The sequence below is a fragment of the Moorena sp. SIO3B2 genome, from assembly GCF_010692525.1.
GTDB lineage: Bacteria > Cyanobacteriota > Cyanobacteriia > Cyanobacteriales > Coleofasciculaceae > Moorena > Moorena producens.
Genome location: NZ_JAAHHE010000389.1, coordinates 2,842 through 5,445, shown reverse-complemented (window position 1 = coordinate 5,445; position 2,604 = coordinate 2,842). Strand labels below are relative to the sequence as shown.

The following is a 2,604-nucleotide window of genomic DNA, read 5'->3' as shown; positions in this document are numbered from 1 at the left end:
TAATGTCCATACCTAACCATCCCAATGTTTCACTTTGTTCCTTGATGGTATTTACTAACTGTCTTGGGTTGGCAATAAAGCTGTCTCCATTGGCGATGGTGGCGTAACCGGAGATAGTATTATTCCTGATGCGTAGGGCAAGAACTGGTTGTATCCCTACAGATTGTAATGGTGCTAAAAATGGATGGGTAAAAGGTATGGCTTGTCGTTGAGGATTAATGGTATCGTAAGTGCCGTCTCGTTTTTGACGCACTTGTAGTGTACCCCTGGCTAAATTTCCCAGTTGTACCGGAACAGTTGCTCTGCGGCGGCGTTGAGCACTAATGTAGGTGGCGACGGTTTCTGAGGGGTTAAATGTGGCTTCGGCTAGGGAAGTTGGCTCGGTGGGTATACCAGGCTCAGTAGTAGTTTCGGCAGCATCAGACGTAGGTTCTGGGGTTTCCTCTGGTGTGCGATTGAGCAACGGTTTTTGTGCCACCGGTCTAGGTTGCTGCTGTATCGTATGGGTCAACTCATGAGCCGTCAAACTATTCTTACCAGGAGACTTACCGGCACCATAGAAAATATCCCTACCATGGGTAAAGGCTTGGGCTCCCAACTCTTTATTCATCTGTACAGCACTGGAGTCTGTATGCACCCTCACCCCACTAAAGTCAGCCCCAAATCTGGGTTCCATGAAACTCCGGGTAGAGTCTGGCAGAGGTTGACCGGTACCCTGTCGGGATTGGATTTTGGTTTCTAAATTAGGGGATACTTGTGGGGTTTGACCAGGATTTGCTTTAGTTTGTATTTCCTCTTCCTGGGATTGTAACTGTAGGGCGATCGGCTTAGTTTGTATTTCCTCTTCCTCGGATTGTAACTGTAGCGCTATCGGCTTAGTTTGTATTTCCTCTTCCTCGGATTGTAACTGTAGCGCTATCGGCTTAGTTTGTATTTCCTCTTCCTCCATGGAATTTTGGACTGGTGGTGCTGCCATGCGCATTACTTGGGCTGCAACACTGTCTGCCTCCTTCTCGTACACATCATTTGGTTCCCCCACTTGCATTTTTGTCTGGATGAGGCGATTGACGGCTTGGTTACCGATGGTTCTTTGCAGTTTCAGGAGGGGGTGAACCGGACTATGGGTAGCCAAGGGGGTTGGCTTGGCTTGAACAGTTTTTCCGGTTGGGGTGGTTTGGTTGTTTTTGGTTTGGCTTGCCCGTTGATTACCCATATGGTTCACCTTTTCCTTTTAGTTAATTAGTTAGGAGAGTTACAGCATCTTTGTCAAGACTTTGAGCTTGGTTTTCCCCTGCCATATTAGTTTCTGCTAGCAATTCTTCGATTACCTGAATAGCACCACTGATCCGCAAGAGTGTATCTCGCAGATTAACCTTTTGATTTTCCAAATCCGTGATCATTTTTTGTCCTGACTCAAATTAAGATTTTAGTGCCTGAAGCCGTTGCTCTAATTGTTGTTTCATTTGTGTATTTACTTAGCGTGGAATTAAGATGTAGTTGACTAAGGGCCTGAAGTTTCCTGAGTTTTCGTCGTGCCATGTACCATGATCACTGCCACGACTAACTTTATATTTATATCGTGCATGAATTTTCCAGGATGTTGTATTATTAACTCTTGCCCAACATTCTATCTTTAATAACGCATTATCTCCTTCTGAACCTGGCTCCTCTCGACCCATTACTCTGGGAGAAACAAAAATATTCCACTCACGAGTGGTTCCCCAAGGGACTTGAACAGTATCGTTATGGCTAGCCTGACCGGCTTTAGAAAAATCTTGACCGTTCCTCAAAATGCGATCTCTTACATTTACAGTTCCAGCCACCTCTAATTTTTGACTAGGATTTGATGTACCAATACCCACATTGCCAGTAATATCCATTCCGCCATTAACTTGCAGATAGTCCCATAATCGAACGTATCGACCTTTAGAAGTACCCGCCCGTCCCAGAATCATTAAAGCTCCGAAATTAGCAGCATTCTCAATAGCTGCCCAACCAGATTGATTTCCGATGCCAGTGTGGTTGTGGTTGGTGTTAGTAAAGTAAATATCTGAATTACCAGCACGAATATCACCCCCAACATCTAATTTACCCTTAATGCCAGAGGTTGTAATATTGCCATTGACAGTGAGGTTGTTTGCGATAGTCAGCGACCCGGTCATGGTGTCACCGGTTTTTTTGACAATGCCCTCTAGACTTGAGCCATCCCCTTCAAACCGATTTGCCTGAATAGTTCCTGTGGCATTTACTTCACTAGTAGCGAGCAAACCACCCACAGTTAAGTTATTTTCTATGGTTAGGGAACCTGTCACCCGATCGGTCACACGTAATTGAGCAGTAGCGATCGCATCGCTAACACTTAGACTCCCACCCACACTCACCGACCCGGTGGTATGCAAAGCATCATCTATCCTAAGCGCCCGTGATGAGTGTCCCGAGCGAATTACGCCGGTAATTTTCACTTCATCATTATCAGCATCCCCCAAAGACACATTTCCAGCAATATGCTCCGTATCACGGGCAATTACATCCCCCTGTACTTCCAAATTCCCCGATACCTGTAGATTACCCCCTACTGACAAGTTCTTAGTGGCGAAATCTTGG

At 45.6% G+C, this 2,604-nt stretch carries 3 protein-coding genes; all 3 read right to left on the bottom strand.

Features of this window, described 5'->3' with window-relative positions; all coding sequences use genetic code 11:
• The coding region (locus tag F6K38_RS34355; RefSeq protein WP_287359585.1) for an eCIS core domain-containing protein at positions 1–1,213 on the bottom strand (1,213 nt) is incomplete at its 3' end.
• A gap of 22 nt (positions 1,214–1,235) precedes the next feature.
• Positions 1,236–1,400, bottom strand: a complete 165-nt coding sequence (locus F6K38_RS34350; protein WP_287359583.1) for a hypothetical protein — start codon at positions 1,398–1,400, stop codon at positions 1,236–1,238.
• A 75-nt stretch (positions 1,401–1,475) separates the two neighbouring features.
• Positions 1,476–2,604: hypothetical protein (locus tag F6K38_RS34345; protein WP_287359582.1), on the bottom strand; the 1,129-nt coding region annotated here is incomplete at its 5' end.